Origin of the sequence: Parvibaculum sp. (assembly GCF_030651915.1) — a bacterium.
Lineage (GTDB): Bacteria > Pseudomonadota > Alphaproteobacteria > Parvibaculales > Parvibaculaceae > Parvibaculum.
This window is the reverse complement of sequence record NZ_JAUSBV010000010.1, coordinates 16,922-39,707: the sequence shown is the minus strand read 5'-3', so window position 1 is coordinate 39,707 and position 22,786 is coordinate 16,922. Positions and strand designations below refer to the sequence as shown.

The window sequence follows — 22,786 nt, the reverse complement described above, 5'->3', positions numbered from 1 at the left end:
ATGTCGCTCGACACCACGAGCCACAAAGTCCCCGTCGCCCGCAACACCGCAGACCTCCGCGCGGCTGTTGCCGCATGGCGCGCCGAGGGCAGCACCGTTGCGCTGGTGCCGACGATGGGCGCGCTGCACGAGGGGCATCTTTCCCTTGTCGATCTGGTGCGGACAAAAGCCGATCGCGTTGTCGTCTCGATCTTCGTCAACCCGACGCAGTTTGCCCCGCATGAGGACTTCTCGGCCTATCCCCGCACCGAGGCCGCCGACGCCGCCAAGCTCGAAGGCAAGGCCGACCTGATTTTCGCGCCGGATGCCGCCGATATGTACCCCGAAGGCTTTTCGACGACGATCTCGCTGACCGGTGTCACCGAACCGCTTGAGGGACAGTTCCGCCCGACGCATTTCGCCGGCGTTGCGACAGTGGTCGCCAAGCTGATCCTGCGCGCCATGCCCGACATCGCAATCTTCGGTGAAAAGGACTGGCAGCAGCTGATGGTCATCCGCCGCATGGTTGCCGATCTCGACATCCCGGTCGAAATTCTGGGCGGCCCGATCATGCGCGAAGCCGACGGTCTCGCCATGTCGTCGCGCAACGTCTATCTGACGCCCGCCGAACGCAAGGCGGCGGGAAAGCTCAATGTTATCCTCAAGGAAACCGCCGCAAGCGTCTCCAGCGGCAGGATTATTTCCGATGCAACAAGAGACGGCGCTGAAAAAATCCTCGCTCTCGGCTTCGACAAACTCGACTATCTCGAAATCCGCGACGCCGCCTCGCTGGCCGCTTTTCCAGACGACCGTCCGACAAGCCCCGCACGCATTCTGGTCGCGGCGAAAATCGGAAGGACGCGCCTGATCGACAACATGCCGGTCTAGATCAGCCCGAGCTCTTCCAGTTCGCGCCGCATCTCGTCCGGCATGTCCTCGCCGGGATCGCCCTTCTTCACGTCGGGCGGCGCGTCCTTCGCCTCGAAATAGCGCCAGCCCTGAAAGGGCCGGCGATCCTGGCGCCGCGTCGTGACGATCTCCTTGTCGAGCACAAGACGGCAGCGACCGACGCCCTCTCCGTCCTTGAAAGGCTCGATGCCGATCAGACGCTGGCGACAGCGAATGACACCCTTCATCACCCAGTAAAGCGAGCCGCCGGCCAGAATCTCGTCGGCGCGCTTCGGCGTCATGCGCGTCACGTGAACGAGCTTCTGCGGCTGCCGACGCTTTTTCATTTCGGCGAGCCGCGCCGCCTGCCATGTCGCCAGATCCGCAATATCTTCGGCGCCAACGCAAAGCTTGATCAGGTGAAGAGGCATTGACGGGCTATCTCTTCTCAATCTATAACACCGTTATAAAAACATCGGACAGGAGCCTGACAGATGAGCGATCCCGCCCAGACCTTTCTGACCCGCTGGTACGCCTATGTCGAGAGCCACGACCCGGCGTTGCTGCAGACCATTGTCGCCGACGGTGCGACCATTTCTTCGCCCGCCTTCTACAAGCCCAAAACCTCAAAAGACTATGTGATTGCGATCCTGACGACCGTCACCGACGGCTTCGAGGATTTCACCTATACGAAGCAATGGACCGACGGCAACGAGATCATTCTCGAATTCGAGTCACGCATCGGTGCAACGAAATTGAAGGGCATCGACCGGATCACCGTCGACGCCGACGGCCGGATGAGCCACATTGAGGTGCTGATACGCCCGCTGAACGGCCTGATTGCGCTCGCCGAACACGTGAAGGCATCGCTCGGGCAAGCCGCCGCCTAGTTCAGCCGTTCGACCGCAACCGCCGTCGCCTCGCCGCCGCCGATGCAAAGCGAAGCGACGCCGCGCTTGCCGCCGGTCCGCTGAAGCGCATTGAGCAGCGTCACGAGAATGCGCGCCCCCGAAGCACCGATCGGATGGCCGAGCGCGCAGGCGCCGCCATAAATGTTCATGTTGTCGTGGCTGAGGTTGAGTTCCTTGATCGCGGCCATGGCGACGACGGCAAAGGCCTCGTTGACCTCCCAGAGATCGACATCCTTCGTGCTCCAGCCGGCGCGCTCCAACAGCTTTGAGATCGCACCGACCGGCGCGGTCGAGAACCAGGCCGGTGCCTGCGCATGCATCGCATGTCCGCGAATGGCGGCAAGCGGCGAAAGTCCACGCTTTTCGGCTTCCGACAAACGCATCAACACCAGCGCCGCGGCACCATCCGAAATCGAGCTCGAATTGGCGGCCGTCACCGTGCCGTCCTTCGCAAAGGCGGGCTTCAGCGTCGGGATTTTCGACGCATCCGCCGTCAGCGGCTGTTCGTCCTGCGCGACATCGACCGCACCCTTCCGGCCCGGCGCGCTGACCGTCACGATTTCCGGCGCGAACGCGCCGCCCTCAACCGCATGTTTGGCCCGCTTGAGGGATTCGACCGCATAGGCGTCCTGCGCGCCGCGCGTGAATTGGTAGTGCCGCGCGGTATCTTCCGCATAAGAACCCATCAGCCGCCCCTCATAGGCGTCTTCGAGCCCGTCGAGGAACATGTGATCCTTGACCTCGCCGTGGCCGAGCCGCAGGCCGCCCCGCGCCTTGGGCAGCAGATAGGGTGCATTGGTCATGCTCTCGAGGCCGCCGGCCACGATGACATCGCCGTGACCAGCGACAATGGCGTCATGCGCCATCATCACCGCCTTCATGCCCGAGCCGCACATCTTGTTGACGGTCGTACAGGGCGTGCTTTCGTCCAGCCCTGCCTTGAGTGCCGCCTGACGCGCCGGCGCCTGTTTCGCACCTGCGGACAAAACGCACCCCATCAGCACTTCGTCGATTTCGGCCGGTCCGACGCCCGCACGCGCGACCGCGCCCTTGACAGCGGCCGCACCAAGCTCAGGGCCGGTGAGGCCAGACAATGCGCCCTGAAAACCGCCCATCGGCGTGCGCGCCGCGCTGACGATGACGACGGGATCGGTTTCATGACGGTTATGTGACATTGAGCTGTTTCCGCGTTTAGACTGGCGATCGAGGCCGGGATTCGGGGCAGAACCCTAGCCTAAAACTAGTGGCCGCCAAACAGGCCGCGCCTATGGGGGATGCTCGGTGGAAGATTTCCTGCACAACATGGATTGGGTGCTGCCTCTGCGCAGCGACTGGGCGACGCCCATCGCCAACGGCTTCACCTGGCTCGGCTATACGCCGTTTTTCCTGATGTTCCTGCCGCTCGGCTACTGGCTGTGGGATCGCGCCATCTTCACGCGGCTCGCGGTCCTGATCGCAATCACCGCCGTCGTCAACGGCTGGCTGAAGGATTTCTGGCAGGACGCCCGCCCCGACCCGCGCTACTGGATCGACAACCGCGTCGAAGGCTCACCCGGACGCCCGTCCGGCCATGCACAGGTGGCGGTCGCCATGTGGCTGTGGCTTGCCTATGAAATCAGGAAGAGCTGGGCCTGGATCGTGGCCATCGTCATCGCCGCCGGTGTCGGACTGAGCCGCCTCTATGTGGGCGTCCACGACGTCGATGATATCCTGACGGGCAGCGTGCTCGGCCTTGCCGGCATCGTGCTTTTCATCTGGCTGCTCGGCCCCTCGTTCGACTTCTGGCGGCGCCTGCCTGCCATTGTTCATCTGGCTGTCATTCTGGCCCTGGTGCCGGCGCTGTGGTTCATCTGGCCGCCCGAAGGCCCCGCGGGCAGCAGCTTTTACGGCCACACATCGGTTCTGTTCCTGCTGTTTGGCTGGGTCGCCGGTCAGACGCTCGACTACCGCCTCGCGCCGGTCCGCGGGCCCCGTACAGCCCTCTGGCAGCAGGCCATCATGGTTGTCTGTGGCATCGTGGTGCTGTTCGCGTTGCGCTGGGCGGTCGAAACCGGTGGCGCGGCCATTGGTCTGCCGCCGGCCGCCATTCTGTTCCTCGGTGCGGCCATTCTCGGCTTCTACATGACCGGTCTCGCGCCGATGGGCTTCCGGGCATTGAAGCTGATGAAATAGATGAACCGAATACGCTAACCGCTTATTCGGAGTAGATATCGACCACGTCGGACTCGGTGAAAACCGTGTAGACGCCGGCGCCGGGGCTACCGCCCACGACGATGAACCGGTCAGCGGTGGCGGTCGCCACCGCGCCGTGGCGTGGCGTCGGCATCGACGGCGCGCGCCGCCAGACATTAGTTGCCAGATCGAGCACGAAGTGATCGCCATAGGTGCGCAACGGCCGCCGCTGCTCGCCGCCTGTCACATGAAGCCGCCCGTCGAGAACGGCCGCGACATGGCCGGCGCGCGGCTCGGGCAATGAGGGGCCCGTTCGCCAGCTACCGTTCGACGGATCGAAAATATCGACCCGCGACGACGCCGCCCCGGCACTGTCGAGCCCGCCGATTGCGTAGATGAGCCCGCCACCGGCCACATAGGCGGAGGCAACGCGCGGCGACGGCATCGGCGACCCCGACACGCTCCAGCGGTCGCGACCCGGATCGTAGACGAAAACCCGCGAGGCGCCGTCGCCGCGCCCGCCGATTGCGTAGAGCTGGCCGTTTGCGGCGACGAGGCCGTGACCAGCGCGTGCGGCCGGCATCGACGGGCCGGAAAGCCAGGTTCCGACATTCGGATCGAATATCCACACATTGCCCGTGTCGGCGCCATCCGAAACCGCGCTGGACGCGGTGGCGCCCGGACCGCCAAAATCGTCGGCGCGCCGGGGCGGCGGCGCCTCATGCCCGCCGGCGATGAAGAGCCGGCCGTTGAGTTCGGCCATGCCGAAATGCTGCAGCCCCACCGGCAAGGCAACGGCGGGACGCCAGATATTGCCGCGCACATCGTAGATTTCCGCCACGGAGCGTGGACCCGACGTACTGTCGCCGCCGACGACATAGAGGTCGTCTCCAAGCAATGCCGCGCCGGCAAAGGCTCGCGCTGTCGTCATCGGCGTGCCGTCGCGCCAGCCCTGCGCCGAGGCCGTCGCTGTCGCAAGACAGAGGCCCGTCGCCAGTAGAAACCCCGAAACGCCGGAACGGATCGCGCTACGCATCGCTCAACTCTCCCACACTCGCCGACACGCTCAGTAAAACAGGACCAGCGCCGCGAGTCCCAAAAACGCGAAGAATCCCACGACATCCGTGGTCGTCGTCACAAACACGGCCGATGACACAGCCGGGTCGGCACCCAGCTTATCAAGGCCCAGCGGAACGAGAATGCCCGTCAACCCCGCAACCACAAGATTAATCATCATGGCCGCCGCCAGCACCCCGCCCAGCCAAACACTCTGGAAGATCAAGCCACCGAGGCAGCCGAGCATGACCGCGAAAACCATACCGTTCAGAAAGCCGACCAGCACCTCGCGCAAAATCGTGCGCCGCGCATTGAAATGAACGAGATCGCGGGTCGCCAGCGCCCGCACCGTCACGGTCATGGTCTGGGTGCCGGCATTGCCCCCCATCGACGCAACGATCGGCATCAGCACGGCAAGCGCCACCATCTCTTCGATCGCGGCATCAAAAAGGGCAATCACCGAGGCCGCAATAACAGCCGTGACAAGATTGACCGCGAGCCAGGGAATGCGGCTGCGGCTGGTTTGCAGCACCGTATCCGAAATCGATTCCTCGCCGACGCCGGCGAGCAGGCGGATATCCTCGGCAGCTTCCTCGCTGATAACCTCGACGATGTCGTCAACCGTGATGACGCCGACAAGCCGCCCGTCCTCATCCACCACGGCAGCCGAGATCAGATCGTATTTGCTGAACTGCAGCGCCACGTCTTCCTGATCCATCTCGACCGGGATCAGCGTCTGCTCGGTCTCCATGATCTCGGAAATCCGGACCGGGCGCTTCGATCGCGTGACCCGCGACAGCGGCACGGTGCCGATCGGCCTGTGGGCCGCATCGACGGCGAAGATTTCGTAGAATTCATGCGGCAGATCCGGCGCCTCGCGCAGATAGTCGAGCGTCTGGCCGACATCCCAATAGGGCGGCACCGCGACCAGTTCGCGCTGCATCAGACGGCCGGCGCTGTATTCCGGATAATCGAGCGACTGCTCGAGCACGGCGCGCTCGCTGGCCGGAAGCTGGTCGAGAATTTCGCGCTGCTCGGCCTCGTTCATGTCCTCGAGGAGATAGACGGCGTCGTCCGAATCCATTTCCGTCAGCGCGGCGGCAATGTCCTTCGGGTCAAGCAGCTCCATCAAGTGGTCGCGGACACCTTCGTCAAGCTCGCTCAGCACCTCCGGATTGAGATCGGAGCCGAGCATATCGACCAGATCGCGCCGCTCGTCGCTGCGCAACAATTCAAGGAGTTCGGCGGTATCGGCCGGGCGCAGGGGCAAAACCAGCTCGCGCGCCTGCGCCTTGTCGCCCCGGTCCACGGCATCGACAACGGAACGCACATAGGCCGGCGACAAGGCGTCGTCGACGGCATCTTCCGCTGGGGTGGGTGTCGAGGTATCGGTCATTCGGCGCCTGCGAATCTGGTTCGTCGAACAGGCCGCGAGTGTGCGTTATTTGGCCGGGTCCCGCCACCGCGCGCGGTCTGAAACGCCTTTGAATCGGACGGCCATGGCCGAAATGAAAAACCGGCGCCTGCGCTTTGTCAGCGACCGGCCACCGGTCTTGTCGGTTCGTCCGTCGTACCGGGCCTTGGCCCGGCCCTGCGATGGTGCGGTCGAGAAGACTCGAACTTCCACGGGAGTTACCCCACAGCGACCTCAACGCTGCGCGTCTACCAATTCCGCCACGACCGCATGTTCGCAAGCCGCGCCGATGTAACAAATCCGGATGGCTTGCTCAAGCTGCAAATTGAGGCCGGACGGGGGTTTAGCGCAATAAGCTCAAATCCCGTCGCCATCCAGATTGGCCGGCAGGTGGATGCCGCACTCGTCCTTGTCGCGACCGACCCAGCGGCCGTCGCGATAGGAACCGCCTTCAGGCACGCGCTCGGTGCAGGGCATGCAGCCGATCGAGAGGTAGTTGTCCTTGACCAGCGGATGGCGCGGCAGCTTGTGCGCGTCGACATAGGCGTCGAGCTCCGCCTCGCCCCAATAGGCTAGCGGGTTGATTTTGAAGCGGGTTCCGGCGGCCGACCCCGGCTCGCCGGTGCCGCGCACACGCTCTTCCTCGATCGGATGCATCGTGGCCCGTGTCGAGGTCTGGAAACGCTTGCGGCCCGTGATCGAGGCATTGAAACCCTGCAGCGCGCGCTCGAGCGGCAGCACCTTGCGGACATGGCAGCAGGCATCGGGATCGCTGTTCCACAACCCGCCATTGGGATCCACTGCAGCAAGGTCGGCCGGATGCGGACCGGCAGCGCGTAAATCGGTCAGGCCGAATTTCTCCTGAAGCCGGTCGCGATAGCGCAGCGTTTCGCCGAAGAGCTTGCCGGTGTTGAGAAAAATCACCGGCGTCGACGGATCGATCTCGGCGACCATGTGCAGAAGCACCGCAGATTCGGCGCCAAAGGACGAAACGACCGCGATGCGGCCCTTAAATTCGGTGCGGATCATCTGCTCGAGCAAGGCCCGCCCGGTCAGCCCTTGATGGGCTTCGCGCAAGGCCGTCAGCCGCGGCGACACCAGCGTCGGCGTATCCATGGCGGCGGCGCGGCTTTCGGTGACCGCGACGCCAGCGGGACGCCGGCTCAAATCCAGTGCGGTCATGACAACCAGCCTTTCTCTTCGATATAGGCATCGACACGGCGGCCGATTTCGGCCATTTCGAGACCCTGAGAGCGCCAGAGCTTGCGCTGCCGGCCCAGTTCGTCGAGCCGCCCGGCCCATTCGGGCCCGAACAACCCTTCCAGATGCCGCCGCAGGCGCCGCGCCAGCCCCGGCGACTTGCCGGCGGTCGAGACGGTGATCGTCAGCTCGCCGCGCCGCATCACCGAGGGCACGTGAAAATCGCAGAGCGGCTTCACATCCTCGGTGTTGACCAGCGCCCCGGCCGACCGCGCCAGCCCGGCCAGCGCCACGCTTTCGGCATCGCCCAGACCGGCGATAAACACGACGCGAGCGCCCCGGAATGCCTCGCCTGTGGGCCGCGCGCCCTTCAGCCGTCTGCCGGCCTGCTTGACCAGAACCGGCGTCGGCGCGCCCGAATAAACCTCCAGATGGGCCGCACCGGCGGCATCCAGCGCCGCCAGCCGCTTTTCAGCCACTTCGCCCTCGCCGATGAGCATCGCTTTCAGCGTGCCAAGATCGAGCATGACTGGAAACATGGCGCGCACCTCCAGAAGGCAGCAGGTCTTCCAATTCCCGTTAGAGATAGCAATTGTGACGAATAATTCAACTCACGTCCGTATAATTCTAAAATTCACACAAAAAGAATGGTAGAACAAAAAAACGGGCCCCGAAAGGAGCCCGTCCCGAACGAAAAATCGAATGATTTCAGCCCCGTGCTTCGGCCATGGCGCTGGAGATGACCGAGGTGACCGAGACCGCGAGGCGCTCGCCCTTGACGATGATCTCGCCGCGCGCGATCGGCACGTTGTTGGCGAGAATCCAGACTTCTTCGTCCTGGATGGTGCCGAGTTCGATGATCGCGCCGCGGCCCATCCGCAGAAGCTGATGGATCGGCAGCGTCGTCCGGCCCAGAACGACGGTAATTTCGACGAAGACGTTGTTGACCGAATTCACGCGCAACTCCACCTGAACCAGAGACCGGACCGGTCCCAAGTGCTTTACCAGCCAACCAAATTGCCATGCTAGAGTTACCCGATGGTTAAGCCCCTGCCCCTTGCCGACATGCTGGCCCACGCCGTTGAATGGCGTGTCTCGGATGCGCCGGTGCCTTATGAAATGGCGGTGGCGGAGATGGAGGCACGCGTGGCGGCGATCGCCGAGGGGAGCGCGCCGGAGCTGGTCTGGCTGCTCGAACACCCGGCCCTCTATACCGCCGGCACCAGCGCCGACACCGCCGATCTCATTGATCCCAAACGCTTTCCCGTCTTCCAGACCGGACGCGGCGGGCAATACACCTATCATGGGCCCGGCCAGCGGGTCGCCTATGTGATGCTCGACCTGAAGCGGCGCAGGCCCGATGTGCGCGCCTTCGTGCAGGACCTCGAGGCCTGGCTGATCGCCACGCTGGCACAGTTCAACGTCACCGGCGAGACGCGACCCGACCGCGTCGGCGTCTGGGTCCGCCGCCCCGAGCGCGGGCTGACAGCCGAAGACAAGATCGCCGCCATCGGCGTGCGCATCCGCAAATGGGTGACGTTTCATGGGGTTAGCCTCAATGTCGATCCGGACCTCGATCATTTTTCGGGGATCGTGCCGTGCGGAATCGCACAACATGGCGTCACCAGCCTGGCCGATCTCGGCCTGACAGCGACGATGGCCGATGTCGACATCGCCCTCCGATCGACCTTCGACACGGTCTTCAACCGCGACAGCGAATAATCCGTCTACAGACTAAACAGCCTCCAGGCCGGATTTCCCGGCCGCATCAACGGCTTGCGCCGGAATGCACAGACGATGGCTGAAGAGCGGACCCCCCTTCTGTCACAAAACAGTCATAAAACTGTCACAAACCGCGAAAATGAATATCCGTGTACGGATGAAGAAGAAACTTATCCCCGGTTTTATTGCCCCCGCAACGAATCCCCGGCCGGCACCGGCTGCCAGGGACAAAGGGCGGGGATAAGTTTTTTTGTCTCCCGAGGCGAAAAAACTTGTCCCCGGGGGAATGATCAGCGCTTCGCGCGCCGTCCCTTCCGCGCCACCACCGCTTCATAAGCCGCCTGCAACGCCGCGCGCACGGTGGGACCCCGCCTGCCCTTCTTCGCGGTGCCGAGATGCTCGGCGCGGAGTTCGTCCATGAAGCGGGCGACAAGTTTGGGGCCGCCATCGGTGAGGAGTTTGGCGCGGATGCCGAGTTCCTCGGTGACAGGCATGTGTTTGACACCCCAGGCCGACATGGCGGCGAGGATCGGCAAGAGCTCGACGCCCCGTTCGGTGAGGCTGTAGATGACTTTCTGCTTGTGGGCGGCGGGCACGGATTTCAGCATGGCCGACTGCGCCGCCGCGCCGACGCTTTATTATGCCAACCGCATTGTCCCCTTCGACGCATACAAAAACCTCGCCGTCTATTTCGACCGGCTGATGAAACGCCCCTCCTTCGCCCGCGTCTTCGAGGAAGCGGCGCCCTACCGGCATCTGTTTCCGGCGGCGTGACGAGGGGCGTCGGGAGAACCGATAGGCAAAGGCCCGACGGGCTGATAGAATGAATGCCGATACCGCTTGCGACCCTGGTGAAAATGCTCCGCTCCCGCGCGACGGGGGCCGCCCCGGGCGGAGATCCATCCCGTGCTCCCGCATGGAAAAGGGAGGGTCCACCATGTCGAAGTTTACAAGAAAACTGGCGGTCATTCTTGCCGCCGTCGCGCTGGGCGGCGCGATCTGGCTTGCAGACGGCATCGCCACCGCCGATCCCGTGCCGCTGCCTTGCGACCCGGCCGACTGCCCGCCCATCGATCCCTGCACGCTCGCGCCCGAACGCTGCAACCCGCCGGACGGCGGCCCGATCGAGAGCGACGAATAGGCCCTTCGGCAAAGGAGCAAACCCATGACAAGAGCGATATGGCCATTGCTTGCCGCGCTGGCCGCGGCGTTTGCCGCCGGTCCCGCGGCAGCCGGCATGACCTGCGTCGACTTCGACGATGACGGCGTTGCCGAGACCTGCATCGAAACCGACGACAGCGGCGCGCATTTCCCCGGCGAACCGCCGCCGGATGTGCCAGATCCCGGCGAGGGCGTGCCCGTCGAGGAATAGCGTCTCAGGCGGGGGCCGTTACCGGCGGCCCCCACAGCGCCATGACGACGAGGCCGAGACCGGCGGCGACGGCGGCGAGCCAGACGATGGCGCCGATGGCGGGGATCGAGATGGCGATCCAGAGAATGGCGGCGGCGAGCACAATGCCGACGACCAGGCCGAGCGCGCCCTCGCCGGCCGCGCCGAGGCGCGCCGCGATGAGACCGCCCAGCGCCACAAGCGCCGCGACGAGACCGAAAACGATGCCGAGCGGGTAAAGCAGCATCAGCAGGAAGGCGACCGGCAGGCCGACCAGCGTGATCGCCGAGGCGATGGCCAGCACCGGCACACCGACCAGCCAGACGAAGCCGAGACCGAGCGCCTGCCAGGGTTCGGCGGTGGCAGCGTCGCGCATCCGCGCCGCCGCACCCGGCGCAAGCAGGCCAAGCAGGATCGCCAGGCCGCCAAAGACGACCGCACCGCCGGCCGACATGTGATAGCCCGGCGCCGAAAAGCCGCCGCGGCGGTCGCGCATATGGCTTTCGCGCCAGTGCTCACGCGTGTCGCGCGTGACCCTGTCATCGGTGGCGCGGAAGGCATGGCCGTTGACCTCGCCCTTGACCCGCGCGCCCTTGTCGATCTTCGCCGCCGAGGCCGAATAATAGTCGACATCGCCGTCGATGCGCGCATCGGGCCCGAGCGAGAGCTGGAGGCCGTAAAAGGTGACATCGCCCTGCACATGACCGTTGATCAGCGCTTCCTGGGCGCGGATCGAGAGGTCGCCCTCGAACTCGCCCTCGATGGCCACGCGCCGCGCCGCGATCCAGGCGTCGCCCTTGACATGGGCATCGCGGGTCAGGATCACGATCTGGCCGGCGGCCGTCAGCGCGCCCTCGATCTGGCGATCGATGGTCAGTTCCTCGGCCGCGGCGAAGACATCCTTGCCGCTGACCCATTCGACGCTGCGGCCGGAGGCAGGCTCGGCCTGGGCGGCGCCGGCGCCGAAAGCAAGGGCCAGAATGACGAGTGTCGACCGGATTGCGCCGCGCATGGTCTCTCCTTGCGATTCATTTAGCCCCGGAAAGGACTATAGCGTGAGAATGTGGCGGGTGCATGGATTGGGGGGTGGAAGCGGGTGCGGCGCCCCCTCACCCTTCCCACCTGCGCAGCTTCGCTGCTTCGGCGGGCGTTCGAGGAAGAAAAGGTCCTCTGGACCTTTTCCTGTGCCCTCTCACCCCTCTCCCCGCTGGGGAGAGGGAGATAAGGGTCGACACTCTATTCCCTCTCCCCTCCGGGGAGAGGGAGGGAGCGGGCGTCAGCCCGCGGAAGGGTGAGGGGCGCGGCGGCCCCTGCCCCTCTACGCAAACTCCATGATCACCGCATCGACCGCGAGGCTGTCGCCGGGGGCGGCGTTGATTTTTTCGACCGTGCAGTCGTTTTCGGCGCGCAGGATGTTTTCCATCTTCATCGCCTCGACCACGGCCAGCGCCTCGCCGGCTTTGACTTCCTGGCCTTCCGTCACATGGATCGCCTTGACGAGACCCGGCATCGGACAGAGCAGGAACTTCGAGGTGTCGGCCGCGACCTTTTCCGGCATCAACGCATTGAGGCGATGGCCGGCCACGGTGCGCACCACCGCATGGGCCGAGGCGCCGCGATAGCGCAGCACATAGCCCTGCTTGGCGCGGACGATCTCGACCGTCATCGCCACGCCGTCGACCTCGCCGCGGAAAACGGCCTGGCCCGGCACCCATTCGGAGCGCACCAGATGGCTTTCGCCGCGCCCGCCCTTGTCGTCGACGAAAACGACGCGCAGCGCCCCGTTCGCATCTTCCGCCGTCACGCGCTGGTTCCAGTCGCCGACCGAAACCACCCATTCCGTCGGCAGCTTGCGCGGCCGTCCCGACAGCTGGCCGGAAATCTGCACGGCGCGGCCCATGTGAACCGAATTGATATAGACGGCAATCGCCGCGAAACGCACGGCACGTTCGTCGGCCAGCGCCACACCGTGGAAGCCTTCCGGATATTCCTCGGCGATGAAGCCGGTGGTGATGTTGCCGGAGCGGAAACGCGGATGTTCCATGATCGCGTTGACGAAGGGAATGTTGTGCTGGATGCCCTCGATGTGGAACTCGTCGAGCGCCAGCGCCATGCGGTCGATGGCGGCGAGACGGTCGGGCCCATGCGTGCAGAGCTTGGCGATCATCGGATCGTAGAACATCGAAATCTCGCCGCCTTCATAGACGCCGGTATCGTTGCGGACGGTGAGGCCGTTCGCCGTTCCCTCCGCCGGCGGCTGGTAGCGCACGAGGCGGCCGGTCGAGGGCAGGAAATTGCGGTAGGGATCTTCGGCATAGACGCGGGACTCGATCGCCCAGCCTTTTATCTTCACATCCGACTGCTTGATGGCGAGCTTTTCACCATAGGCGACGCGGATCATCTGTTCGACAAGATCGATGCCGGTGATCAGTTCGGTCACGGGATGCTCGACCTGCAGGCGCGTGTTCATTTCGAGGAAATAGAAATTGCGGTCCTTGTCGACGATGAATTCGACCGTGCCGGCGCTTTCATAATCGACGGCCTTGGCCAGCGCCACCGCCTGCTCGCCCATGGCATGCCGCGTCTTCTCGTCGAGGAAGGGCGACGGCGCCTCTTCGATGACTTTCTGGTTGCGGCGCTGGATCGAGCATTCGCGCTCCATCGCATAGATCACATTGCCGTGCTTGTCGCCCAGCACCTGGATTTCGATGTGGCGCGGTTGCGTCACGAATTTCTCGATGAAGACGCGGTCGTCGCCGAAGGAGGATTTGGCTTCCGACATCGAGGAGGTGAAGCCCTCGGCCACTTCCTTTTCCGACCAGGCGATGCGCATGCCCTTGCCGCCGCCACCGGCGGACGCCTTGATCATCACCGGATAGCCGATCTCGTTGGCGATCTTCGTCGCCTCGGCGACGTCTTTAATCACGCCGAGATAGCCCGGCACGGTGTTGACCTTGGCGGCGTTGGCGAATTTCTTCGACTCGATCTTGTCGCCCATCACCTCGACGGCCTTGATGTTGGGGCCGATGAAAGCGATGCCGTTGTCGGCCAGCGCCTGCGCGAATTTCGCATTCTCCGACAGGAAGCCGTAACCCGGATGGACGGCTTCGGCGCCGGTCTGTTTGCAGGCGGCGATGATCTTGTCGATGACGAGATAGGAGTCCGAGGCCGGCGCGAGGCCGATGGCGACGGCTTCATCCGCCATCTCGACATGCAGCGCGTCCTTGTCGGCGGCCGAATAGACCGCGACCGTCGCGATGCCCATCTTCTTCGCCGTCTTCATCACGCGGCAGGCGATTTCGCCCCGGTTGGCGATCAGGATTTTCTTGAACATCAGCGGGAACCTTGCGAAGCGAAATCGAATGACGGGAGGCGGAGCACATTCCCCACCCTCCCCTTGGGGGAGGGTCGAAATTTGAGGCGCGTCAGCGGCACAAATTTCGGGGTGGGGTGAGCCGTAAGGTCCAGCCCCCGCCCCGAAAAATTCTTCGCGTCCCGCTCGAATTTTGTCGACCCGCCCCCCAGGGGCGGGTGGGAAGTGTGATGCCGTGGCGAATACAAAACCGTCACCCTCTCATCCTCACAACGGAATGTTGTCGTGCTTCTTCCACGGGTTCTCGAGCTCCTTGTGGCGGAGGAGCGCAAGGGCCCGCGCGATGCGGGGCCGCGTGGAATGCGGCATGATGACTTCGTCGATATAGCCGCGTTCGGCGGCGACGAAAGGATTGAGGAAGCGGTCTTCGTAGGTCTTGGTATGGGCCGCAATCTTGTCGGGATCGCCGATGTCGGCGCGGTGGATGATCTCGACCGCACCCTTGGCGCCCATCACCGCGATCTCGGCGGTCGGCCAGGCATAGTTGAGGTCGCCGCGGATATGTTTCGAGGCCATCACGTCATAGGCGCCGCCATAGGCCTTGCGGGTGATGACGGTGACTTTCGGCACGGTGGCTTCGGTATAGGCGAACAAGAGCTTGGCGCCGTGCTTGATCAACCCGCCATATTCCTGCGCCGTGCCCGGCAGGAAGCCCGGCACATCGACAAAGGTGACGATGGGGATGGAGAAGCAATCGCAGAAGCGGACGAAACGCGCCGCCTTGCGGCTGGCATCGGAATCGAGCACGCCCGCCAGCACCATCGGCTGGTTGGCGACGACGCCGACCGTGCGGCCCTCGATGCGGGCAAAGCCGGTGATGATGTTCTTGGCGAAGCTTTCCTGGATTTCGAAGAAGTCGCTTTCATCCACGACCTTCAGGATCAGTTCCTTCATGTCGTAGGGCATGTTGGGATTGGCCGGGATCAGCGTGTCGAGCGACGCCTCGATGCGGTTCGGCTCGTCGAAAAAGGGGCGCTCCGGCACTTCGTCCTTGTTGGAGGACGGCAGGAAATCGACAAGGCGGCGGATCTGCGTCATCGCGATCACGTCATTGTCGAAGGCGCCGTCGGCGACCGAGGATTTGGCGGTGTGGATCGAGGCGCCGCCGAGCTGTTCGGAGGTCACGGTTTCGTTGGTCACCGTCTTCACGACATCGGGGCCGGTGACGAACATGTAGGAGGTGTCGCGGACCATGAAGATGAAGTCGGTCATGGCCGGCGAATAGACGTCGCCGCCGGCGCAGGGGCCCATGATCACCGAGATTTGCGGGATGACGCCCGACGCCATCACATTGCGCGTGAAGACGTCGCCATAGCCGCCCAGCGCATCGACGCCTTCCTGGATGCGGGCGCCGCCGGCATCGAACAATCCGATGATCGGGGCGCCGGTTTTCAGCGCCATGTCCTGGACCTTGGTCATCTTCTTCGCGTGATTGCGCGACAGCGAACCGCCGAAGACGGTGAAGTCCTTGACGAAGAGATAGACCGGACGGCCATTGACCGTGCCCCAGCCGGTGACGACGCCGTCGCCGGGGATCTTCTGCTTCTCCATGCCGAAATCGTTGCAGTCATGTTCGACGAACATGTCGAACTCCTCGAAGGAGCCTTCGTCGAGCAGGAGCTCGATGCGCTCGCGCGCCGTCAGCTTGCCCTTGGCGTGCTGCGCATCGATGCGCTTCTGCCCGCCGCCCAGCCGCGCCACCGCGCGCCGCTCCTCAAGCCGACGAAGAATGTCCTTCATACCGCCCCCTGAAACCGGAGAATCCGCGCGCTTGCGCGGCCTGAAACCGTTGCCAAAAAATATCCCGCAAACCGGCTGTTGCGGGCTTTGAATAGCACCGAAATCTGCTTTTTGCCAATGGCTTGGCCGCCATTCCGATGGGTGGGGCTTACGTTGCGTCAGCAAGAAGATCGAGAAACCGGGCGGTTTCGAGAAGCTCGGCGCGGCGGCGCGCCAGACGGGCTTCCTCCTCCTCGTCGCGGCCCGAAATCTCCATCTGCCAGGCCTCGTCGAGATAGGCCGCCTCGAAGGCGGCGGCGGCATCGATCCGGCCTTCGATCAAGGCGAGGCCGATGACCGCCGAACCGGCCAGCGTGACCGCATTGTGGAGCGCGGCGAGGCGGAAATGATCGAGCGCGGCCAGCGCCCGGCCATAAGCCGCCAGCGCCGCCTCGTCCTGCGCGACATGGACGATGCCGGTCGTGACCTTCATCCGGATGCCATGCGCCGCCGCCGCCCATTCGAGCAGCGGATCGAAGACCGCCGCCTGACGCGCGACAAGCGCCGCCGGCGCCTCGGCGCGGTAGCAGAGGAGATCGCTGCCGGCGAAGGTGACGATTTCGGCAATGACCGCATCGCGGCGCGGCGCCACAAGATCGAGCGCGGTGTTGGCGAGTTTGGTCAGCCACATCGAGCGCGGGTCGATATATTCGCCCTGCGCGTTCCACTCCGCCGCCATGGCGCGCGCCAGTGCCGGATGCGGCACCGCCAGCACCTGTTTCGACGGCGTCTTGACCGAGCGCCCGTCGAGCAGGATCGCATGGCCGGTTTCGACCGCTCCCGCTTCGGCGCGCTTGTAGAAACGTTTCGGCAGGCGGGGCGCCTCGCGGCCCGGATGCGGCGGCTGTTCGTCGAGCGTGCGGTTGCGCGCCAGATCGAACAGGATACCCGATGCCGTGTCGGCGCCCTTGTCGCTCACCGTCCGAATATCCCGCGCACCGCATCGCCGACGCCCTTGGCGGCATCTTCGGCCGCGCCACCGATGGCGCCGCCGACATCGCGGACGGTGCCGGTGACGCCGCCGGATTCCTGCTGTGCCGCGGCCGCCGCCGCGCCGCAATCGCCGCTGCCGGCAACCGAGCCCGCGCCGGTGCTCATCAGCGGCAGCAACAGGCCGACGCCGCCGGTCAGCGCCGCGCCGCCAAACGCCGTGGCAACGCCGGTCGCAACCCCCATCCGGTCGAGCCCGGCGGTCGGCGCCGAGAGCGGACCCGACAGGCGAACCGGAAAGGCGACGCTCAGCAGGCTGGCGTTTTTCGGCTTCGGCTTGAACAAGAGGTCGATCCGTTCGCGGCCGAGATCGACCGTGCCGGTGCCGGTCGTGACCAGGCTGTCGGTTTCAAGCGCCAGCGCCTTCGAGGTGCCGACGCCGCCGGAAAAATCGAAGCGGCTGATGGCGCAGGTCAGGCGCGCCGTGTCGCCGGTTTTGCCGCCGGGGATCAGCACATTGACGAGATCGTCGGAGACAACCGCGAAGGCGCGCGAATTGATGGTGCCCTTCCCGATCGCCAGATTGGTCTGACCGCCCAGCGACGATGCAATCGCATGAAGCGAATTGCCGCGGCCCGAAAGCTTCGCCCCGAAATCGGCGCGCGCCACCAGCATGGTGGTGAGATCGAGATCGGTGAGGAGGCTGCCAAGATCGAAATTCAGCGCCCCGGCATCGACCGCGACCGACTTCGCCTTGCCGTCGGCGGTGACGGCCAGCGTCAGCGGCGTACCGCGATAGACGGCAGCGAGCGGCGCATTGAGCTTGCCACCCTTGATCGTCAGCGGCAGCTTCATGTCGGTCAGAACCAGTTTGCCGTAGCGAAGTTCGCCCAGCGCAAAGGCGAGATCGGCATCGAACGCCTCAAGCGCGTCGAGCGGCAGCGGATCGCGGCTGAAGACCGGCCCGCCCTTCGCGCCCGAAGAACCGCCACCGAGAAAGGGCGTCACGTCGAAATTCGGGCTCGCGAGCGCGCCGGTCAGTGTCGGCCGGCCGGTCAGATCGAGGATGAGATCGCCGCCGACACTGGTGCCGGCAACCGTCAGCGCCGCATCGGCCAGCGCGATCTTCGTCGCATCACCGGCGATATCGGCCGCAAAGGCGACCGCCGAACCATTGACGTCGCCCTCGATGACGGCATGGACACCGGCGCCTTTCGGCCGTGCGGTGATTTCACGGAAAGCGGCTTCCGTCACCTGCCCCGTCGTGCCGTCGCGATAGGCAATGCGGATGTCGGAGATTTCGATCTGGGGAATGCCGGCCAGCGCCATGCCGCTGCCGGCCGGGGCTTCGGCGGGCGCTGTTGCGGCATCGCCGAACACCCAGTTGCCGCGGCCGCGGCGATCCGTCTCGAGATAAATGTCGGCGCCCGACAGCGCCACCTCGCGCAGATCGACATTGCCCGAGAAAAGCGGCAGCAGCGCCAGCTGCAATGACAGCTTTTCGGCCGTCAGCATTTGCGGCTTCGTGCCCCAATCGGCGTTGCTGAAACGGATCTGCTCGGCAACCACCGTCGGCACCAGCGAATAGCCGATGTGAATGCCGCCCTCGATTTTCAGCGTGCGGCCGGTGGCCTCTTTCGCCGCCGCCTCGATCTGCGGGGCGAAACGGCCGAGATCGACAAAGGTCAGCGCATAAAGCGCGCCAGCGAGCAGCAGCGCGACAACGACAATGAAACGCAGCAACTTCCTCATGGCTTCTGCCTCCCCTGAACGGCCATCCGGGCGGTCTCCGGCACCCCGGCTTCGTCCCAGAGCGTGTCGAGCGCGGGCGCCAGCGCGGCAAAACTGGACAGAACCTGATGCGCGCCGCTCTGCCGGAGCATTTCGGCTGGATGATAACCCCAATCGACGCCGAATGCATGGGTCCCCGCCGCGCGCGCCATCTCGATGTCGTAGCTGGTATCGCCGATCAGCACCGTGTCGGCGGCCCCGGCGCCAGCGGCCCGCATCGCACGATGGAGCATTTCGGGATGGGGCTTGGAGGGCGCATCGTCGGCGGTCTGCAGCGTCACGAAATAATCGCGAAGGCCGTGCGTTTCGAGCGCATGGGCCAGACCGCGCTGCGACTTGCCGGTGGCAATGCCGAGCAGCACGTCGCCACGCGCATGCAGCGCATCGATCGCCTCGCGCGCGCCGGGGAAAAGCGGCTCGGCAAGATCGGCGCGCTGGCGAACTTCGAAAAAGGCGTCCCGGTAGCTGTCGGTGACGCGGCGACGAAAGCCCGCCTCCGCTTGCGGCAGCAGCGCCGCCAGCGCCTCGTCGAGCGAGAGGCCGACAATCGAGAGCACCCGCTCGCGCGGTAGTTCGGCCAGCCCGTGCGCCGCAAAGGCATGCGCCATCGCCGCCACGATCATGTGCTGACTGTCGATCAGCGTGCCGTCGCAATCGAAGACGATGAGGCGGAGGGGCGCGGTCAAGCGGCAACCACGGTAATGCGTCCCGCCTGTCGTGATTTTGGTTTTTTCCTGACGACGATCTCGACGTCGCGGTCGAGCTGCGTCAGGAACGCCATCAGGCGCTCCACCGAAAAGCCGTCAAGCTTGTAGTTGACGAGCGCGGAGACCTTCGGCTGGTTGATCCCGAGCAGATCGGCAGTTGTCGCCTGCACAAGTCCACGCTCGCCGATCACCCGATTGAGTTCGAAGGCAAGGCGGAGCTTCGTCTGCCGTTCATCCGCGTCTGCATAGCCAAGGTCGGCAAAGACGTTGTCACTCCCGCGGATAATTTTTTCAGCTTTTGCTTTTGCCATGACGAACCTCGTAGTCCTGTCGTGCAGCCTTCAACCGCCGCTCGATCAAATCCACATCGACTTGCGCCGTCCTGATGCCTTTCGGCGATTTCTTCTGGAAGGCGTGAAGCACGTACACAACTTCCTTGAAACTGATCGTGTAGACAGCGCGGTAAGTGTCGCCGTCATAGCTTTCGACGATCTCGAGAACGCCCGGGCCCAACCCCTTCCACGGTTTCGCTTTCGGATGCTTGCCGCCAAATTGCGCCAGCCCCAGCGCGTTGCCCATCTCGTCCTTGACGGGTGCCGGGAACGCCAGAAAGTCCTTCTTGGACGATCCGACCCAGTCGAGCGGCTTTTCGCCGTCTACGGGATTGCGGGCCATAGATATCCCATTTCAAGGATAATGTCAAACATTGGCTACCCCTCCAGCCCGTCAAACGCGCCCTCGGCGTCGCGCTCCTCAAGGCCGAGCAGCTTCCAGCTCTTCTTCATGTGCGGCGGCAATTCGGCCTCGATGAAGAAGCGGCCGCCTTCGGGATGGGCAATGTCGATCGAGCGGGCATGGAGATGAAGCTGGCGCGGGATTTCGCCGCCCGGATGCGCGGTGATGCCGCCATACTTGCCGTCGCCGACAATCGGCGCCTCGATGGCACGCGCATGCGCCCTGATCTGGTGCGTGCGGCCCGTCAGCGGCATGAAGGCAACCCAGGCGAACTTGGTCGAGATGCTGGTGACGACCGAATAATGCGTGACGGCGTGCTGCGCGCCCTCATCGCCGTGTTCGGCCGGCGAAACGCGCTCGGCGCGCGGTCCGCCCTGCTTGGCCAGCGCAAGGTCGATCGTGCCCTGCAGCGGGCTTGGCGTGCCGATGACCAGCGCCCAGTAGATCTTGCGCGCGTCCTTCTGCTGGAAGGCACGGCCAAGCGCGGCGGCAGCCTTGGCGCTGCGCGCCAGCACGATGACGCCCGAGGTGTCGCGATCGAGACGATGGACAAGGCGCGGGCGCTCCTTCGCCTCGAAGCGCAACGCATCGAGCATGCCGTCGAGGTGACGCTCGGTCTTGGTGCCGCCCTGCACGGCAAGCCCGGCCGGCTTGTTGAGCACCAGCAGCGACTTGTCCTTGTGGATCACCAGCGAACGGACAAAGGCCGCATCCTTGTCGTTCAGCGCCGGCTCCGTCTTCGGCGCCGGCTTCTCCGCCTCTTCTCCCAAAGGCGGCACGCGCACGGTCTGGCCGGCGGCAAGCCGCGCGCTGGCCTTGGCGCGTGCGCCATCGACCCGCACCTGGCCGGTGCGCAGCAGCTTTTCAAGGCGGCCATGGGTCAGCGCCGGGAAACGCCGCTTGAACCAGCGGTCGAGGCGGATGCCGTCCTCGTCGGCGGTGACGCCGATCTGCGCGACTTCTTTCATGCCGAAAACAACATGCGTGCGATCCACAGGCCGACGAAAAGTGCGCCGACGGCGCCAACGACCGAGCCTGCCATGTAGAGACCGGCAAGGCCGATGTCGCCGCGTTCGATCATGTTGGCGGCGTCGAGCGAAAAGGCCGAGAAGGTGGTGAAGCCGCCGAGAATGCCGGTGGTCAGGAAGCTGCGCATTTCGGGCGAGAAATCGTATTTCAGCGCGAAGGCGCCGGCGAGAAGGCCCATCAGCAGCGAGCCGACGATGTTGACGCCGAATGTGCCCCACGGAAAATTGGGCCCAAGCAGCCGCAGCGCCTGAAGGTTGAAGAGATAGCGCGCCGAGGCGCCGATGGCGCCGCCGGCGGCGACCGCAAACAGACTGTTCATCCCTGCCGTTCCTCTCTCAGCTTCTGCCAGTAAGCAAGCCGCTTGCCGATCTCGCGCTCGAAACCGCGTTCCTCGGGCCGGTAAAAATTCTGGCGGCCGACTTCCGCGGGGAAATAGTCCTGCCCGGAAAAAGCGTTCGGCGCATCGTGGTCGTATTCATATCCGGCGCCGTAGCCAAGGTCTTTCATCAGTTTCGTCGGCGCGTTGAGAATATGGGCCGGCGGTGCGACGGAGCCGGTGTCGCGCGCGGATCGCTTCGCCGCGCCAAAGGCGGCATAGGAGGCATTCGATTTCGGCGCGGTGGCCAGATAGATCACCGCCTGCGCCAGCGCCAGCTCGCCTTCCGGCGCGCCGAGGAAATCGAACACGTCTTTCGCGGCCAGCGCCTGATGCACGGCTTCCGGGTCGGCAAGGCCGATATCCTCGATCGCCGCGCGCACCAGACGCCGCGCGATATAGAGCGGATCTTCGCCGCCCGCCAGCATGCGGGCCAGCCAGTAGAGCGCCGCATCGCAATCCGATCCCCGGATCGACTTGTGGAGCGCGCTGATGAGGTTGTAGTGCCCTTCCCGGCCCTTGTCGTAAAGCGGCGCGCGACGCTGGACGGCGGCGATCAGTTCGCCGGTATCGAGCGGCGCCTCGGGCGCCTGCGCGAAGACTTCTTCGGCGAGATTGAGCGCATAGCGCCCGTCGCCGTCCGCCATCGCGCGAAGCGAGGCGCGGGCGTCGTCGGTCAGCGGCAGTTTCTTTTCGTAGAAGGCTTCGGCACGGGTCAGCAGCTCTTCGAGTGCCGCATCGTCGAGCCGGTTGAGCACCAGCACCTGTGCGCGCGACAGCAGCGCCGCATTGAGCTCGAAAGAGGGGTTCTCGGTGGTGGCGCCGACCAGCGTGACGGTGCCGTCTTCCATCACCGGCAGGAAACCGTCCTGCTGGGCGCGGTTGAAGCGGTGGATCTCGTCGACAAACAGCAGCGTGCCCTTGCCGGTCGAGCGCCGGGCGCGGGCGGCCTCGAAGACCTTCTTGAGGTCGGCAACGCCCGAAAAGATCGCCGACATCGGCTCGAAATGCAGGCCGACCCGATCCGCCAGCAGGCGGGCGATGGTGGTTTTACCGGTGCCGGGCGGGCCCCAGAAGACGATCGAGGAGAGGTGCCCGGCGGCCAGCATCCGCCCCAGGGGGCCCTTCGGCCCGATCAGGTGCTCCTGGCCGACGACCTCCTCCAGAACCTTCGGGCGCAGCCGGTCGGCGAGCGGGCGCGGCGCCCCCTCATCCATCCCCGCCGCCTCGAAAAGATTGCTCATGGGCGCTGTTTAGCACGTTTCGGGGCCGCCCTCATCGACCCTGCAGGGCCCGCTTGCCCCTGCGACAATTTTGCAAGGGATTCGCATTCA

At 64.8% G+C, this 22,786-nt stretch carries 26 protein-coding genes and 1 tRNA gene; 7 read left to right on the top strand and 20 right to left on the bottom strand.

Translation table 11 applies throughout. The features are described from left to right. On the top strand, positions 1 to 867 hold the full coding sequence (gene panC / locus Q7V31_RS14135; protein WP_304735227.1) for a pantoate--beta-alanine ligase: 867 nt from the start codon (positions 1 to 3) through the stop codon (positions 865 to 867). On the opposite strand, the gene Q7V31_RS14130 is transcribed toward panC, so the two are convergent. Next, a complete protein-coding gene (locus Q7V31_RS14130; protein WP_304735226.1) occupies positions 864 to 1,298 on the bottom strand; it encodes a DUF1489 family protein in 435 nt (144 codons plus the stop codon). The two genes, panC and Q7V31_RS14130, sit on opposite strands and share 4 nt — an antisense overlap. A 63-nt stretch (positions 1,299 to 1,361) precedes the next feature. On the opposite strand from Q7V31_RS14130, the gene Q7V31_RS14125 reads away from it, so the two are divergent. Next, the gene (locus Q7V31_RS14125) at positions 1,362 to 1,757 is read left to right on the top strand and encodes a nuclear transport factor 2 family protein (protein ID WP_304735224.1); all 396 of its coding nucleotides are present in this window, start codon (positions 1,362 to 1,364) and stop codon (positions 1,755 to 1,757) included. Here the strand turns inward: Q7V31_RS14125 and Q7V31_RS14120 are convergent. Further along, positions 1,754 to 2,953, bottom strand: coding sequence for an acetyl-CoA C-acyltransferase (locus Q7V31_RS14120; protein WP_304735222.1), 1,200 nt, complete (start codon positions 2,951 to 2,953; stop codon positions 1,754 to 1,756). The two genes, Q7V31_RS14125 and Q7V31_RS14120, sit on opposite strands and share 4 nt — an antisense overlap. Before the next feature lie 106 nt (positions 2,954 to 3,059). Between Q7V31_RS14120 and Q7V31_RS14115 the strand changes: the two genes are divergently transcribed. Beyond that, entirely contained in the window at positions 3,060 to 3,950 is an 891-nt protein-coding gene (locus Q7V31_RS14115) for a phosphatase PAP2 family protein (protein WP_304735220.1), read from the top strand. A 22-nt stretch (positions 3,951 to 3,972) separates the two neighbouring features. Here Q7V31_RS14115 and Q7V31_RS14110 read toward each other — a convergent pair whose 3' ends face one another. The 6 genes from Q7V31_RS14110 to Q7V31_RS14085 all read right to left on the bottom strand — a co-directional run bounded on the left by Q7V31_RS14110 (position 3,973) and on the right by Q7V31_RS14085 (position 8,577). Continuing rightward, positions 3,973 to 4,986 (bottom strand): kelch repeat-containing protein, encoded by a 1,014-nt coding sequence (locus tag Q7V31_RS14110; RefSeq protein WP_304735218.1) that lies wholly within the window; start codon positions 4,984 to 4,986, stop codon positions 3,973 to 3,975. A gap of 30 nt (positions 4,987 to 5,016) precedes the next feature. Further along, positions 5,017 to 6,402, bottom strand: coding sequence for a magnesium transporter (gene mgtE / locus Q7V31_RS14105; protein WP_304735217.1), 1,386 nt, complete (start codon positions 6,400 to 6,402; stop codon positions 5,017 to 5,019). 201 nt (positions 6,403 to 6,603) lie between these two features. Then, positions 6,604 to 6,690, bottom strand: a tRNA-Leu gene (locus tag Q7V31_RS14100). An 87-nt stretch (positions 6,691 to 6,777) separates the two neighbouring features. Next, positions 6,778 to 7,602: a phosphoadenylyl-sulfate reductase gene (locus Q7V31_RS14095; RefSeq protein ID WP_304735216.1), complete on the bottom strand. Its 825-nt coding sequence runs from the start codon at positions 7,600 to 7,602 to the stop codon at positions 6,778 to 6,780. Next, positions 7,599 to 8,159, bottom strand: coding sequence for a bifunctional precorrin-2 dehydrogenase/sirohydrochlorin ferrochelatase (locus tag Q7V31_RS14090; protein ID WP_304735214.1), 561 nt, complete (start codon positions 8,157 to 8,159; stop codon positions 7,599 to 7,601). Before Q7V31_RS14090 ends, Q7V31_RS14095 begins: the two co-directional genes overlap by 4 nt. 169 nt (positions 8,160 to 8,328) lie before the next feature. Beyond that, complete coding sequence (locus Q7V31_RS14085; RefSeq protein WP_304735212.1) at positions 8,329 to 8,577, bottom strand: FliM/FliN family flagellar motor switch protein; 249 nt, start codon at positions 8,575 to 8,577, stop codon at positions 8,329 to 8,331. An 81-nt stretch (positions 8,578 to 8,658) separates the two neighbouring features. On the opposite strand from Q7V31_RS14085, the gene lipB reads away from it, so the two are divergent. Next, entirely contained in the window at positions 8,659 to 9,342 is a 684-nt protein-coding gene (gene lipB, locus Q7V31_RS14080; protein WP_304735211.1) for a lipoyl(octanoyl) transferase LipB, read from the top strand. A gap of 290 nt (positions 9,343 to 9,632) precedes the next feature. On the opposite strand, the gene Q7V31_RS14075 is transcribed toward lipB, so the two are convergent. Then, positions 9,633 to 9,950 carry a winged helix-turn-helix transcriptional regulator gene (locus Q7V31_RS14075; protein WP_370690665.1) on the bottom strand — a complete coding sequence of 106 codons (318 nt, stop codon included), beginning with the start codon at positions 9,948 to 9,950 and terminating at the stop codon, positions 9,633 to 9,635. Here Q7V31_RS14075 and Q7V31_RS14070 point away from each other — a divergent pair. The 3 genes from Q7V31_RS14070 to Q7V31_RS14060 all read left to right on the top strand — a co-directional run bounded on the left by Q7V31_RS14070 (position 9,949) and on the right by Q7V31_RS14060 (position 10,714). After that, positions 9,949 to 10,116, top strand: a complete 168-nt coding sequence (locus Q7V31_RS14070; RefSeq protein WP_370690664.1) for a hypothetical protein — start codon at positions 9,949 to 9,951, stop codon at positions 10,114 to 10,116. The genes Q7V31_RS14075 and Q7V31_RS14070 overlap by 2 nt on opposite strands. A 163-nt stretch (positions 10,117 to 10,279) precedes the next feature. Then, positions 10,280 to 10,483, top strand: a complete 204-nt coding sequence (locus Q7V31_RS14065; RefSeq protein ID WP_304735209.1) for a hypothetical protein — start codon at positions 10,280 to 10,282, stop codon at positions 10,481 to 10,483. Positions 10,484 to 10,507: 24 nt separating this feature from the next. Beyond that, positions 10,508 to 10,714: a hypothetical protein gene (locus Q7V31_RS14060; RefSeq protein WP_304735207.1), complete on the top strand. Its 207-nt coding sequence runs from the start codon at positions 10,508 to 10,510 to the stop codon at positions 10,712 to 10,714. 4 nt (positions 10,715 to 10,718) lie between these two features. On the opposite strand, the gene Q7V31_RS14055 is transcribed toward Q7V31_RS14060, so the two are convergent. The 11 genes from Q7V31_RS14055 to Q7V31_RS14005 form a co-directional block, all read right to left on the bottom strand. Continuing rightward, positions 10,719 to 11,744, bottom strand: coding sequence for a polymer-forming cytoskeletal protein (locus Q7V31_RS14055; RefSeq protein ID WP_304735206.1), 1,026 nt, complete (start codon positions 11,742 to 11,744; stop codon positions 10,719 to 10,721). 306 nt (positions 11,745 to 12,050) lie between these two features. After that, positions 12,051 to 14,066, bottom strand: a complete 2,016-nt coding sequence (accC, locus tag Q7V31_RS14050) for an acetyl-CoA carboxylase biotin carboxylase subunit (protein WP_304735205.1) — start codon at positions 14,064 to 14,066, stop codon at positions 12,051 to 12,053. Between the two features lie 246 nt (positions 14,067 to 14,312). Continuing rightward, positions 14,313 to 15,845: an acyl-CoA carboxylase subunit beta gene (locus tag Q7V31_RS14045; RefSeq protein WP_304735204.1), complete on the bottom strand. Its 1,533-nt coding sequence runs from the start codon at positions 15,843 to 15,845 to the stop codon at positions 14,313 to 14,315. 148 nt (positions 15,846 to 15,993) lie between these two features. Continuing rightward, entirely contained in the window at positions 15,994 to 16,803 is an 810-nt protein-coding gene (locus Q7V31_RS14040) for an ATP12 family chaperone protein (protein ID WP_304735203.1), read from the bottom strand. Continuing rightward, complete coding sequence (locus Q7V31_RS14035) at positions 16,800 to 18,566, bottom strand: AsmA family protein (RefSeq protein ID WP_304735201.1); 1,767 nt, start codon at positions 18,564 to 18,566, stop codon at positions 16,800 to 16,802. The genes Q7V31_RS14040 and Q7V31_RS14035 overlap by 4 nt, the downstream gene beginning before the upstream one ends. Beyond that, positions 18,563 to 19,291: an HAD-IA family hydrolase gene (locus tag Q7V31_RS14030; protein WP_304735200.1), complete on the bottom strand. Its 729-nt coding sequence runs from the start codon at positions 19,289 to 19,291 to the stop codon at positions 18,563 to 18,565. Before Q7V31_RS14030 ends, Q7V31_RS14035 begins: the two co-directional genes overlap by 4 nt. Further along, positions 19,288 to 19,623 carry a helix-turn-helix domain-containing protein gene (locus Q7V31_RS14025; RefSeq protein ID WP_304735198.1) on the bottom strand — a complete coding sequence of 112 codons (336 nt, stop codon included), beginning with the start codon at positions 19,621 to 19,623 and terminating at the stop codon, positions 19,288 to 19,290. The genes Q7V31_RS14030 and Q7V31_RS14025 overlap by 4 nt, the downstream gene beginning before the upstream one ends. Next, positions 19,604 to 19,987, bottom strand: a complete 384-nt coding sequence (locus Q7V31_RS14020) for a type II toxin-antitoxin system RelE/ParE family toxin (protein ID WP_304735196.1) — start codon at positions 19,985 to 19,987, stop codon at positions 19,604 to 19,606. Before Q7V31_RS14020 ends, Q7V31_RS14025 begins: the two co-directional genes overlap by 20 nt. Before the next feature lie 35 nt (positions 19,988 to 20,022). Continuing rightward, positions 20,023 to 21,015 (bottom strand): RluA family pseudouridine synthase, encoded by a 993-nt coding sequence (locus Q7V31_RS14015; protein WP_304735195.1) that lies wholly within the window; start codon positions 21,013 to 21,015, stop codon positions 20,023 to 20,025. Then, complete coding sequence (crcB, locus tag Q7V31_RS14010) at positions 21,012 to 21,395, bottom strand: fluoride efflux transporter CrcB (protein WP_304735193.1); 384 nt, start codon at positions 21,393 to 21,395, stop codon at positions 21,012 to 21,014. The genes Q7V31_RS14015 and crcB overlap by 4 nt, the downstream gene beginning before the upstream one ends. Further along, positions 21,392 to 22,696, bottom strand: coding sequence for a replication-associated recombination protein A (locus Q7V31_RS14005; protein ID WP_304735192.1), 1,305 nt, complete (start codon positions 22,694 to 22,696; stop codon positions 21,392 to 21,394). Before Q7V31_RS14005 ends, crcB begins: the two co-directional genes overlap by 4 nt. Positions 22,697 to 22,786: the final 90 nt, after the last annotated feature.